At 40.3% G+C, this 12,432-nt stretch carries 12 protein-coding genes and 1 other RNA gene; 3 read left to right on the top strand and 10 right to left on the bottom strand.

What is annotated here, in order from left to right:
• Positions 1 to 15: 15 nt before the first annotated feature.
• From ABD009_RS04810 to ABD009_RS04770, 9 genes are all read right to left on the bottom strand, one after another.
• A complete protein-coding gene (locus ABD009_RS04810; RefSeq protein WP_343823168.1) occupies positions 16 to 801 on the bottom strand; it encodes a DUF1365 domain-containing protein in 786 nt (261 codons plus the stop codon).
• Between the two features lie 21 nt (positions 802 to 822).
• Entirely contained in the window at positions 823 to 2,076 is a 1,254-nt protein-coding gene (locus ABD009_RS04805; RefSeq protein ID WP_343823166.1) for an NAD(P)/FAD-dependent oxidoreductase, read from the bottom strand.
• A gap of 19 nt (positions 2,077 to 2,095) precedes the next feature.
• A complete protein-coding gene (locus ABD009_RS04800; RefSeq protein WP_343823164.1) occupies positions 2,096 to 2,857 on the bottom strand; it encodes an SDR family NAD(P)-dependent oxidoreductase in 762 nt (253 codons plus the stop codon).
• 1 nt (position 2,858) lies between these two features.
• Positions 2,859 to 3,335 (bottom strand): nuclear transport factor 2 family protein, encoded by a 477-nt coding sequence (locus ABD009_RS04795; RefSeq protein ID WP_343823162.1) that lies wholly within the window; start codon positions 3,333 to 3,335, stop codon positions 2,859 to 2,861.
• Positions 3,336 to 3,339: 4 nt separating this feature from the next.
• Complete coding sequence (phrB, locus tag ABD009_RS04790; RefSeq protein WP_343823160.1) at positions 3,340 to 4,785, bottom strand: deoxyribodipyrimidine photo-lyase; 1,446 nt, start codon at positions 4,783 to 4,785, stop codon at positions 3,340 to 3,342.
• Positions 4,785 to 5,735: a YbgA family protein gene (locus ABD009_RS04785; protein ID WP_155695641.1), complete on the bottom strand. Its 951-nt coding sequence runs from the start codon at positions 5,733 to 5,735 to the stop codon at positions 4,785 to 4,787. The genes phrB and ABD009_RS04785 overlap by 1 nt, the downstream gene beginning before the upstream one ends.
• 192 nt (positions 5,736 to 5,927) lie before the next feature.
• Complete coding sequence (locus ABD009_RS04780; RefSeq protein WP_343823157.1) at positions 5,928 to 6,629, bottom strand: ChrR family anti-sigma-E factor; 702 nt, start codon at positions 6,627 to 6,629, stop codon at positions 5,928 to 5,930.
• Complete coding sequence (locus ABD009_RS04775; RefSeq protein ID WP_343823155.1) at positions 6,622 to 7,263, bottom strand: sigma-70 family RNA polymerase sigma factor; 642 nt, start codon at positions 7,261 to 7,263, stop codon at positions 6,622 to 6,624. Before ABD009_RS04775 ends, ABD009_RS04780 begins: the two co-directional genes overlap by 8 nt.
• Before the next feature lie 60 nt (positions 7,264 to 7,323).
• Positions 7,324 to 7,908, bottom strand: a complete 585-nt coding sequence (locus ABD009_RS04770) for an LON peptidase substrate-binding domain-containing protein (RefSeq protein ID WP_343823153.1) — start codon at positions 7,906 to 7,908, stop codon at positions 7,324 to 7,326.
• A 147-nt stretch (positions 7,909 to 8,055) separates the two neighbouring features.
• Between ABD009_RS04770 and ABD009_RS04765 the strand changes: the two genes are divergently transcribed.
• Both ABD009_RS04765 and ABD009_RS04760 read left to right on the top strand, forming a co-directional pair.
• Entirely contained in the window at positions 8,056 to 8,598 is a 543-nt protein-coding gene (locus ABD009_RS04765; protein ID WP_343823151.1) for an NAD(P)H-dependent oxidoreductase, read from the top strand.
• Positions 8,599 to 10,458, top strand: coding sequence for a monovalent cation:proton antiporter-2 (CPA2) family protein (locus tag ABD009_RS04760; RefSeq protein ID WP_343823149.1), 1,860 nt, complete (start codon positions 8,599 to 8,601; stop codon positions 10,456 to 10,458). It begins immediately after the preceding gene.
• A gap of 70 nt (positions 10,459 to 10,528) precedes the next feature.
• Here the strand turns inward: ABD009_RS04760 and ABD009_RS04755 are convergent, their stop codons facing one another.
• Entirely contained in the window at positions 10,529 to 11,722 is a 1,194-nt protein-coding gene (locus ABD009_RS04755; protein ID WP_343823147.1) for a hypothetical protein, read from the bottom strand.
• Positions 11,723 to 12,007: 285 nt separating this feature from the next.
• On the opposite strand from ABD009_RS04755, the gene ssrA reads away from it, so the two are divergent.
• Positions 12,008 to 12,375, top strand: a transfer-messenger RNA (tmRNA) gene (gene ssrA, locus ABD009_RS04750).
• The last annotated feature ends 57 nt before the right edge of the window (positions 12,376 to 12,432 follow it).

The following is a 12,432-nucleotide window of genomic DNA, read 5'->3' as shown; positions in this document are numbered from 1 at the left end:
TCTCAACGTCTACTTTTATTTAGATTCAGGGTGACCAATAAAAGGCACTCTTTTTATAAATAACTTTAAAGCCTGCCAATAAATCCCAGCAAATATTTTTGCTGTCATCACCGGAGTTGTCATGATGAGTTTGACAAGGTTCCTATGTGTTATTGGTACTTTTTTTAATGCGACCGTCGCATCAAATACTTTATCAATTTGGCCAGTTGGTGGAGAATTATGCAAAGGCCAATTTTCTATATGTACTAATAAATTGTTCTTAGGCGGTGTAATTTTCCATCGGTATTCCATTTCCATCTGCATGAATGGCGACACATGAAATACTTTCTTATTTATCAAAGGTTCATTACGTTTGGTTCTATCTAGATCGATCAAATAGTAATGCTTTTGATTCCAAGGTGTATTACTAACTTCTGCCAACATATATTGACAGGCCTCATGGCCATCGGCATTTTTAGCGTAACAAAAGTAAAAGTTAGCTGGGCTAAAATACAAACCAAAACAACGAGCTTGGCTTACCATAACTACTCTTGTTTGCTCAATATGCAACGGAGAATCCGTGAGTTTGTTTACTTGTTCAATTACGGTTTGTTTAAATGACAATGCAGAGTTTTTAAAATGGTCGTTACGCTTTATACGAAGCGGGTTAAACCACTTATGACCTAGCACCCAACTTTGGCTTAATACAGAATCGGTTTCGTCCAAATCTATAGCCAACATGTATAAACTGTAAGTAAATTTGTGATCTACGGGACTGAAACGCCGATGACGAACGGAACCTTGGTATATTCCGCTAATCATAGCGCGACAAACTCAGTAAAATTAAAGTTCACAGCCAAACCTTTTTGCAACATCAACTCCACTTCTAACACCGTCTTCGTGAAAGCCGTTGTACCAATATGCGCCAGCAAAGTGGGTATTGTGTTTGCCACAAATAGTATCTCGCTGTAACTGAGCTTTTTGGCTTTCTGTGCTGAATACTGGGTGAGTATAATTAAACTTCCTGATTATTTTTTCAGGGTTAATAGCGTCGGTTTTATTAAGTGTCACGCAAAAAGTGGGCTCAACGTCTAACCCTTGCAGAATATTCATGTTGTAAGTAACGGACGCAAGCGCATCTTCATCACCTGACAGTAAATAGTTCCAGCTAGCCCAAGCAAGCTCTCTCTTTGGCAACATTGCTTTGTCTGTATGCAGTACCACTTCGTTATTTACATAAGGCATGGCGGAGAGTATTGCTTTCTCATTCTCAGTAGGATCACTTAATAGCTTTAACGCTTGGTCAGAGTGACAGGCAAAAATAACGTCATCAAATTGCTCGGTACGATTATTTTCAAAAGTAAGCTCAACACCATCGCTGTTGCGCGTAACAGCTTGAATGTTCGCGTTTAAGTGAATTTTGTCTTTAAAGTCTTTAATGAGTGGTTTTATATAACTTTTTGAGCCGCCAGGAATAACGTACCACTGCGGTCTATCTTGGATGTTTAACAGTCCGTGGTTGTAGAAAAAGCGGATGAAAAAGCTAAGCTCAAACTGCTTTACTTGATTCAGGCTTGAAGACCAAATAGCCGCCGCCATTGGCAAAATGTAGTTTTGGCAAAAGTAGTCATTAAATCCATTGTCATCTAGGAACTCACCTAAAGACAGCTTCACAGGGATTGAGTTGCTGTCGTAAAGGGCTTTACACAATTTGTTGAATTTTAATATCTGGGAAATAAGTGACCAAAATCTTGGGTTCGCAATATTTCGTCGCTGGGTAAACAGGGTGTTTAGATTATTGCCGTTGTATTCTAATCCGGTGACAGGATTTGTGACGCTGAAGCTCATCTCAGTTGGCTGCTTTTGAATGCCTATCTGACTAAGAAGCTTCAAAAAATTAGGGTAAGTTTTATCATTAAATACGATAAAGCCGGTATCAATACTGTAGGGTTTTTCATCTAATTCGAAGTCAATAGTGGCGGTGTGCCCACCAATGTAGTCGTTGATTTCGAATACTTTTACATTGTGATGTTTGTTTAGTAAATATGCGCTTGTTAAGCCAGATATTCCCGAACCAATGATGGCTACTTTTTTCATTTAATACTACTTCCTGTTTTTATTGGTCGCTGTTTAACATGATTTTTCTCCACCATGTTGCGGGTAACCAGCTTGCAAATTTTAGACTCCAAATTAAACGCTTTGGAAAGGCTATATGTCGATGGCGACGTTGAATGCCTGAATCAATACGTTTGGCCGCTTCATCACTGGTAAGTAAGAACGGCATTTCAAAATCATTTTTGTCGGTTAATGGGGTTTTTATAAAACCGGGTAAAACAAGCGAAACGTCGATGTTGTGTGGTTTTAAATCTATGTATAACGAATCCGCTAAATAACCAATGCCAGCTTTTGAAGCACCGTAAGCTTGAGCTCGAGTAAATGGCATCATTGCTGCCGAAGAGCCTACAAATACCAGTTGAGGATTAACAGATGAGTTTGCTGTGATTGCTTCTTTGAGTTTAAGTAGAATTTCTCGAACCAAAACACCAACGGACGTTAGGTTTATATCAATGACACGTTTAAACAAGTTGGCGTCAAAGTCCAAGGCATTGTCAATGTACTCACAGTCGCCTGCATTCAAAATAGCGATATCCAGCGCCTCTACTTCATTGAGCGCCGAAACAAGTTCATCTTCTTTTAGCTGATCAAATTGCACAAGCTTAAGTGTGCCAGACAATTGCTGTGCTTGTTCTGAAATAGCCGCTAGCTTTTCTGCACTGCGCCCACACGCATAAACAACATCGCCTTTTTCTAAATAATTAATAACCAAACTGTGGCCGATACCCGATGTTGCGCCTGTGACTAACACTCTGTGGCTCATATTAGGCACTCGCTTTTGCTTTAACAAAACGAACGAGTCCGCCAACAACAGGAACGTGCTCATATATCATCGCACCAGCGTCAAAGTAGTCTCTTTGGAAAGTCACTTTACCTTCCTTTTGGCTTAGGCGGCTATGCCCCTCTAGGGTAATTGGCTTTCCGCCTTTTAGCTTTTTATGACTGACGGTCATGGTCCAGTAAATAGCGGCGTCACTGCCATTGCAGATGAATCCAGTGAGGTCAAAATGACAAGATGTTAAGTTTACATAGAGATGTTCAAAGTACTCTGTTAACGCATCTAATCCTTCTACTTTACTTAAAGGGTCAATAAACAATGCGCTTTTAGAGTATATATTATTGAGTAGATGTAAATTTCCAGCGTTTAGCTCATTGTAAGTAGATACGTAATCTTGAAGCCATTGAGGAGGTTCACTTATCAATGGCTCTTCTCGCTGATTCATTTGCTCTGCTGCATTCATAACGTCACTCTTTACTTTTGTAAAAATCCAAAGCGTTTTCTCTAGCGGTTTTATGCTCCACAATAGCTGGCCAATAAGCCTTTATTTTTTCTGACTTAATCACTTTGTGTGGAAAATGTATGTCTTTGTTAGAGAAATTCTTAAGTTCTGGTAGATACTTACGCAAGAATGTCCCATCAGGATCAAATTTTTGACTTTGACTAATTGGATTAAATATCCGGAAGTAAGGTTGTGCATCACATCCAGTGCCTGCCGCCCATTGCCAACCACCATTGTTATTAGCAAGATCAACATCAATTAAGTGCTGTGCAAAAAACTGTTCGCCCAAGCGCCAGTCAATAAGTAGATGTTTAGTTAAAAAGCTTGCAACAACCATACGTAAACGATTGTGCATCCAACCTGTTTCAAGCAATTGTCTCATTGCTGCATCAACAATTGGATATCCGGTTTTTCCTTCTTTCCAAGCTTTAAATAAAAAGCCATTGTTTGGCCAGTCGAGACCATCGTACTTTTTGTTAAAATTATTGTGTTTGCAGAGTTCTGGGTAATGGAATAGTAGGTTGCGGTAAAAGTCTCTCCAGATGAGCTGGTTAAGCCAGCCAAATTCGGGAAGGCTAGTATTGTCGAGTATATTTGGCACGGTAAACATAAGTTGAGAAACCAGTCTTTTTGGACTGAGTGCGCCGATTGCTAAATAAGGAGACAGTTTAGATGTGCCTGCAATAGAAGGTATGTCACGATCTTCAGGGTACCTTACAATTATTCGTTCATAAAAGTCAGGAATAAGCTCTGAGCGCACGTTGGTTATAAGCGGCCAGTTTGATGAGTCTTTTTTTGTAGCGGCAAACGTTATTGAACCTTCGTTGATGGCAACACCGTCAGGCATAGAGATGTTGGCGTTAAAATAACGAGTCAGCGACTCTTTTGAGTCCGCTAAGTAAAAACCTTGAGTAATAGCGACGGATAGCCACTCACGTTTAAATGGGGTGAAAACTCGATACATTTCATTTTGTTTATTAAGTACTTGTCCTTTGGGTAATACGACGTCGGACTCGTAACTTGAACATTCAATACCATTTTCGTTAAGTCTATTTTTAAACGCTGTGTCTCGGTTAACTTCGTTAATTTCAAGCTCTTGATTTAAAAACACGTGCGTTACATTATGCTCTTTGCAAATACGAGTACACACATCAATTTGCGCATCAAAATCTTTTGCTGAATCAAATATTAACGGTACGTTTAATTCAGCTAACTTTTCCTTAACCAAATTAAGGTGACGCTCTAGAAAGTCTATTTGGATTGGCGCGCGGTCATGTTTTTCCCACTGCTCAGGAGTTTCGACAAATAACGCCACCAAAGGCTCATTTTTATCAACCGCTAAATTAGCCGCTGCTTCTAGTGCCGGATTGTCGTCAAGTCGAACATCCGTTCTAATCCAATATAAGATCATTAGTAGCCGTACCTTAGTTTTAAGTCTGCCGGGTAAGGGTCCAAATAGCGTTGATTCGCAATGTATTCATCGGGATACATCATTAAGTAGTGCTTTAATAACGTTAGTGGCGCCATTAATGGAATTAAACCTTCGCGATAGTCGTCAATTTGCGTAGTTAACTCCGCTTTTTGCTCTTTGGTTAAATGTTTGCTGAAGTAACCTTGAATATGATTAAGCGTATTGGCATGTGACTTTCTAGACGCGATTGTTTTTAAAGCAGTCATAAACAAGACAATATATTCTTTTGCCAACTCGTCTACAGGCGCTTCACTGGTGCCTAACATTCTTCCTAATTCACGGTAAGAATTTTGGCTGTGACTCATTAACAAGTATTTGTATTGCGTATGAAATTGGATGAGTTTGTGCTTTGTGAATCCGTCTTGCATCATTAATTGCCAAGTATTAAAAGCAAACACTCTAAGTACAAAGTTCTCACGAATAGCAGGATCGTTTAATCGCCCATTTTCTTCGCAAGGTAGTGCAGGGTTGATATCCATAATCTGCTTAGCGAACATACCTACGCCAGTTTGGTCACTGCCTGTTGCTTTATTTTCATCGTTGTAATGATAAATCTTAACGCGCTCCATCCCACAACTAGGGCTTTTAGCAGTAAAAATAAAACCACTTAGGTCTTCAATTTTGGTCGCGACTGACTGTCCATATTCCGCTAACTCTTTTGTCACATCGCCTGTTTTATCTGGACGACTTACGGTTATGACATCGTTATATTTTATTTGGCGAATAGTTGGGCGGGGAACTGGCAGACCGATAGCAACTTCTGGGCAATAAGTTTTAAAACTAACGTGGCGAGATAACTCGTTCATACAAAAATTTGATTTTTTGTGACTTTTATCAAATCGAACTTCTTGACCTGCTAAACATGCGCTTAAACCAATGGTAATGGCCATACTTATCCTTTGATATTGGGGGAGTTTATGATCTATATACTAGGTTACGATACGTTATTTGCAATTGATCACAATCAATTTTTAACTGCCTAATTTGTAGGCTAAATCTACAAGCAAAAAAAAGCCACTACATAGGAGTAGTGGCAAACTACCAGGATAACTGGAATGGTTGGAGGATGTGTCTATTTCAATTTAATACAACAGGCTTCCTATCGGATTAAACAGCTTATGAAAACCTTCGGTAAACTGCAGTGCGTCATCGGCTACTGTGTAGCAAAGGCAGCCTTCTTTCGTTTTAGGCTGATGATTATGTTCACCATTAAGCTCTATAAAGTCGCCAGGGTGATAGGTGCCCATATCGTCTTCAAAACTGCCATCTAACAATAATGTAATTTCAAAGCCTTTGTGAGTATGCGTAGGGACTTCACCGTCAGCGTCTATGTGCAATAAATGACTGTGAATAGCACCTTCATCTAAATTCAGGCTTGAACGTGACAATTTTCCAATATTCAACCAATTAGACATGCGAACATTATTTAACGGCGCAGGTAGCTCAAAGTTTTTACCTTTGACGGTTATAGATGTACTTCTCACCATTGACTGCTCAGAAATTTCATCGTCCGCAGTAATGGCTGCAATCATGTTGCCAAAATCCATATCCATTGGTGCTTCAGCTTCGTTTGCTAAGTCAAATTGCTCGTTTTCGTAGGCCATTGGCTCTGTTATTTCAGCGTCAAAGACTTGGTCAGCAAGTTGGGCAGTAAGCGCGTCCACATTGGATTGGCACTGGTCGCACATTTTACAGTGAATAGCCACACCTATGGCAATGGATGCAGGTAATTCGCCAGTTGCATATCCGGCTAGTAGTTTGCTACTCGGGTGGTGTTTAATCATTATTGGCTCCCAACTGCTGTTTCAACTTAGTTACGGCTAATCGAATGCGGGACTTCACTGTACCAACAGGTATATTCAATTGCTTAGCTAGTTCTTCGTGTGTTAATTGTTTGTAATAAACGGCGGTCAACGCTTCTTGCTGATTAGGTGGAAGCTTTTTAACAAGCTCTCCTAACTGCTTTGTCATCAAGTGATCTTGAAACGGTGACTCTTCAGATATCTGCTCTTCTATTGGCCAAATGTCATCACTGAGCGATTCGGCTTGCTGAGTTTTGTTTTTGCGCATAGCATCAAAAATAACGTTACGCATGACCGTATATACCCAAGTTGTTGCTGCGCCTTTTTCTGGTACAAATAGATGAGCTTTGCGCCAAACGCGAGTCATTGTTTCTTGGGTTATGTCGAATCCTGCCGCGTCATTATTTAGCTTCTGAGCGGCAATTCTTTTAATTTTTGGACCAAACCAAGCAAATAACTTTGCGAATGCTTGTTTGTCTCTATCGGCAGCCACAGCCATTAAATATTGGCTTAATTCTGGTGGTGCAGATTCTTTTGCGGTTGTTGTCATAGGTCTCGTCTTGGTCGCTGGAGCGATCGCTTTGTTACGAGTTGACTCAACTGTTGATTGTTTCATGACATACCTCATCCGTTGTCCTGAAAAATATTACGAGCAGGGTCATCGTAGCGATCACTTTTATTCAAAAACAATTTCAGACAAAAACTGAGCTGCACGATCAAGAGAACCTGATTGAGCAAACAAATTTTGTTCTGCTTGTTTTAGAGGTAATAGTTCCAACCATCTTTGACATACCCAACCTGAACAGTCAAATTTTGTTTCAGGATAAATTTTTGAAAGTTCTGGGTTAACTTTAAATACAGTCTGTAATTGCTGTGTGAGTTTGTTGATAGGTAATTGAACTTGCTTAACATCTATTGACTCTTGCCAGTGATGATAAAGCTCTACATCTGCTCGTTTGAGGTTGTCCGACTCCACTTCAAAACTGTAAATCCTAGCCATTGCTTCACATTGAACATCAATCTCCAGTAATCCATCAGCGCCAGTAGCAAAATCAATGATTTTAACCCAGCTTCCCCAATTGAGGTGGCAATCGATAGCTTTGCTTTCAATGGCAGGTAAGTTTTTGATAGGCGCAATAACAAAGCCCACGTCACCTGCAGACTCTTGCACTAATCTTATATATCGTTGTTCAAATACTCTCAGCCGTGTTACTCCACCTGGAAGTAAAAAAACCGGAAGAGGGAATAGCGCTAGTTTCATAACTCTCTCATAATAAATTACACCTTCTTTATTACGAGCTGATGTTCAAAGGCGATCAAATGATTTAAAAAAGTTACCGCATTGATGCGCAAAAAAGACTAAAGTAGAGGAGGGCATTCTCTATGCTATTGAACTTTAAGGATCTGCATGCAATCGGTTTTACTCATTTTGACTCACCCTAACTTACAGCAGTCAAAAATTAATTATCATTTAATACAAAAAGCTAACCAACTCGACTTCGTTCACATTCATGACTTGTGTGAAATATATGCAGATGGTGTCATCGACATTGAGTCGGAACAAAAGTTATTGGCCGAGTTTGATATTGTCGTTTTCCAGCATCCTTTTTATTGGTATAGCGCGCCGGCATTGTTAAAAGAGTGGTTTGATTTAGTACTTCAATATGGTTATGCATATGGGCCTGGTGGAGATAGTTTAAAGGGTAAAAAGTGGTTGTCAGTGATCACCACAGGTGGAGGCCAAACCGCGTATTGTAAAACCGGTCACAATCGTTTCACTATGGAGCAATTACTCACACCTATCGAACAAACAGCGCATTTATGCCAAATGGAATATTTAGCGCCTTTTGTTGTACATGGCACAGGTAAACTTTTTGACGACAAAGTTAGACTAGATCAGGTATCGAGTGATTACTTAAAAACACTGCGTTTATTAGGCGAGGGCGCTTAAATGGAAAATAATTTATTGGCAGATGCTGTTACATATTTAGCGGCTGCAGTTGTGTCTGTTCCTATCGCTAAGCGCTTAGGGCTAGGATCTGTGTTGGGCTATCTTGTGGCTGGTGTGATTATAGGGCCATTTGTACTGAGCTTTTTAAGTCACCCTAAAGACGTGATGCATTTTGCAGAGTTTGGCGTTGTGCTCATGTTGTTTTTAATTGGATTAGAATTAAAGCCAAGTTTGTTATGGAAGTTAAGGGTACCTATTTTAGGTAGCGGCGGACTGCAAGTTTTTATAACAACATTACTGGTTACCGCAATTGGTTTGTTTTTTGGATTGCCATGGCAACAAGCGCTGGCGATAGGCATGATCTTATCGCTAAGTTCAACGGCCATTGCTCTGCAGAGTTTGCAAGAAAAAGGGCAAATGAAGTCTACCGCTGGCCAAGGTGCTTTTGCTGTTCTGCTGTTTCAAGATATTGCCGTAATTCCAATGTTGGCAATACTGCCTCTTTTAGCTTCATCGTCTGATGTGGCTAGTATAGCTGCTCACAGTGGCGAGCTGCACGGTTGGAAAAAAGGGCTGGTGGCTGGCGGTATCATTGCTGGTATCGTTATTGGCGGTCGTTTTTTGATGAACCCAATATTCAGTTTCATTGCAAAAAGCCAACTTCGAGAAGTGTTTACGGCCACAGCGTTGTTACTGGTTATTTCTGTTGCACTGGCGATGCAATCCATCGGTTTATCGCCTGCCTTAGGCACATTTTTAGCCGGTGTGGTATTAGCTGAAAGTGATTATCGACACGAGCTTGAAAGCAATATTGAGCCATTTAAAGGGTTATTACTTGGCTTATTCTTTATCTCTGTTGGCGCGAGTATAGATTTTAATATATTTGCAGCGGATCCTGCGTTAATCATATTTCTAACACTTGGTCTGATCATCTTAAAATACTTGGTTCTACAAATGTTGGGACGTTTCACACCAATGGCTCGACCTGACCGTTATACCTTTGCATTTGTTTTGTCACAGGCTGGTGAATTTGCCTTTGTTCTGTTTGCGTTTGCATTGGGTGTAAATCTTTTGCCGCAAAACTTAGTGTCGCAACTAACTCTAGTTGTAGCCTTGTCCATGCTGCTAACACCGCTCATGCTTATTGTGAATGACAAATATGTTCAGCCGTTATTCAGGGAAACCAAAGCGGAACCCGTTTCCGATGATATTTCTGAAGAAAATAAAGTGATCATAATTGGTTTTGGTCGATTTGGTCAGGCAGTAGGCCGGCTATTAGCAGCTAATAAAATATCAACAACAATTTTAGACCATGATGCTAGTCAGATAGATATGGTTAGACGTTATGGTTACAAAGTTTACTTTGGCGAAGGTGAGCGTCATGACCTATTGCATGCTGCTGGCGCTGAAGACGCAGATGTCATCGTTGTTGCAGTTGACGAGCCAGAACGTAGCTTAAGGATCATAAAAGCTATTCAGCACCACTTCCCACATGTAAAAATATTAGCTAGGGCGATAAACCGTCCTCACGCGACTGATCTTTTAAAAGCCGGCGTAACTGCAGTGGAGCGTGAAACTCTAGCTGGTGGATTAGAGCTCGGCGCTAAAGTGATGCAACAGCTAGGCTGGAGACATAACGCTGCGTGGCGAGCTAGCCGTTTGTTCAAAAAACACGATGATGAAATGGTTGAACAGTTAGCGACGATGTCGGGTGATGAAAAAATGTTTATCAATCACTCTATGGAAACGCGCAGCTTTATTGAAAAAACTTTGGAAGAAGACCAACACTGGGAACATGAAGTGGATGAGCATGCCTGGGAACGTCCAGGCAAGTTGAAAAAGAATGTTCATTTAGATTGATTTGATTTTAACGAGTTGGCTTCTAGGTTTATCAGAGTTTAGATGATTCAGAAGCCAACTCTTAATTAACCTAACTATTGTTTCTACTGCCAGGTGATTTAATAGCACCTGAATTAATGCCTGGGGAAACGCAGGCAATAACATCAAACTCATAACCTACTTCTGCCGTTTTCGACTTTTTAACCGTAAGAATTTCGTAATCATTCAGCTCAATGACTCTAGTGTTTTCTGGGTGAGCACAACGAGAAAAACTATCAGCTTCGTAGTCATAAATGAACGTGGCTAAAATTTGTTTTTGTATTAATTGAACATCGTGACTCTTTCGTAAAAGGGCATCCCTTGAAAAAGCATCTTCTTCATTTTTAGTAATATCTTCTGTTGGATTATTGCGTTCAGTAAGGTTGTGTACGTTAAACGAAACAAACCCATCAGCTTTGCTCTCCGCTCCCTCAAATCCTTTTTTGACCTCTGATACTTCATTTGTTTTTGAAGTCGAAGGATTTGCTGTTTCATCTGCAGTAATAAAGCCGACATACACAGAGCCAAGCAGTGGACTGTTTTGGTTTAAAAAGCCAGACTGGACACTACCATACATGAATACAAACAATAAAAATGTAGCCAATAAGTATCGAATTAATGCTGTTAGTATAGGGAATCGGTAGTCTGGCTTATGCCAAATCTTGTGCACACCAAAAGGTTTAAGTAGTACAAGCAATATCAAATAGATTGGCAGTAGTATTTGCACAACCAAAAGCATTAAAAAACTGGATAAGATAAACCAAGTGGGGATGTTAATAATGAGCGCCATGTTGTGGCTGTAAGTTAAGCTTTCTGCACTTACATGAGTCACTTCATTGACCAAACCTGATGCTGAGGCAAGTGCGGTGTTTGCCATGATTGCATAAAAGGTAAGAATGAAAGCTTTACCTTGCAAGCTATCCCACACTTTAAGAAAGTGCGGCCAAAACTCATTTGTCAGTCCTATTAAAATAATAATTACAGGCAGTGTTAGATGAATAAGCTCTGCATCGTCAGAAAAAGCTAATGCGAATAAGATAGCCGATGATATTAAATAGCATAATTGAGCTAATGTTAAGCTTGTCCAAAATGATTTTAATTTTGAGAAACGATTAACTAGTTTAGTGTTTACTGATGAGGCAACTTTGAGCAGGCGTGTTGCATAGTCACGAGACACGCTAGGAACATGTTGTAAAGTTTGTTGCGTACTGGCAACCCACTTGCGTATTTGAAGTGAAACTTCCATTTAAATAAAACCAGTAAAAATTGATTTGCCTATAATAACCGTTGTAAACACTTAGGCAAGTGTCTGTTTTCTAAAAGGCATTGTAATTATTAAATTGTATTAGTATTGAATTTGCTGAAAATGCCACCAGTTACATAAGTGTAAGTAAGAAAGTCTTTTGATTGTAAATAAAAGAGAGTAGACTTACAGAACACTATCGGTATTAACCGTTGGTTCCAGAATTTTTACATGGCTTTGAAAACTTTGCTGAGTAGCGCAAAACAATCAATACCGTGACCCGTCTTCGGGGCTGATTCAGGATTCGACAGGATTGATGATTCCGGCGGTGCACGTCGAGGGGCGGTTTGCCTCGTTAAAAGCCGCAAAAAAATAGTCGCAAACGACGAAAACTACGCACTAGCAGCTTAATACCCTGCTGAGAGCTCTTATGCCCTAGCTTCTGTCCGTAAGACGGGGAACAACATGAGATCAAAAACCAAACGGAATAGTGGCGCGACTCCAGCCTGAGAGGCAACCCACGAATTTTAAATCAGGATAGTCGTTGAGTGGCGTGTCTTTCCGCAGCTCCTCGGTGAATTTAAAGATAGACTAAGCGTGTAGTACCTAAGGGTGACCTTTTCTGGACGCGGGTTCGACTCCCGCCAGCTCCACCAATAACGAAACCTCGACCTAATCAGTCGGGGTTTTTTTATGTCTGAAATGTGTTAAAA

It is taken from the genome of Psychrosphaera haliotis (assembly GCF_039523615.1).
Classification (GTDB): domain Bacteria; phylum Pseudomonadota; class Gammaproteobacteria; order Enterobacterales; family Alteromonadaceae; genus Psychrosphaera; species Psychrosphaera haliotis.
The sequence above is the reverse complement of the archived record's forward strand: the minus strand, read 5'-3'. Positions and strand labels throughout refer to the sequence as shown.